We start from the raw sequence: 368 nt of genomic DNA on the forward strand, positions 1-368 counted from the left end.
TCATCAGCATTCCCAATATAGTTATAAATAAAGAAATTCCTTCAATTCCAATAAATATCCCTATAAATATAAGAACAATACCTATAAAAAAGCCAAAATCATTTTCATCCTCATCGTCTTAACACTCATCCTTATCCTTTTTATCCAACTCCTCCCTAGCATTCTCTGATCCCTTTATTAACTCATCAATTGTTACTTCATATAATTCACTAAGCAAAATCAAATTATCAATATCAGGATAACTTTTGTTGCTCTCCCATTTATAAACAGCTTGTCTAGTCACTCCAACCTTTCGAGCCACATCTTCTTGTGAAAAGCTTTTTGATTCACGAAACTTTTTCAATTGCGAACCTAAATTCATATTATCC

1 pseudogene is annotated in these 368 nt (G+C 31.5%); it reads right to left on the reverse strand.

Features of this window, described 5'->3' with window-relative positions:
- Positions 1-361, reverse strand: a pseudogene (locus SB658_RS22335) (helix-turn-helix domain-containing protein); the annotation flags it as partial.
- Positions 362-368 lie beyond the last annotated feature (7 nt).

Origin of the sequence: Bacillus sp. SIMBA_008 (genome assembly GCF_046535495.1) — a bacterium.
GTDB lineage: Bacteria > Bacillota > Bacilli > Bacillales > Bacillaceae > Bacillus > Bacillus subtilis.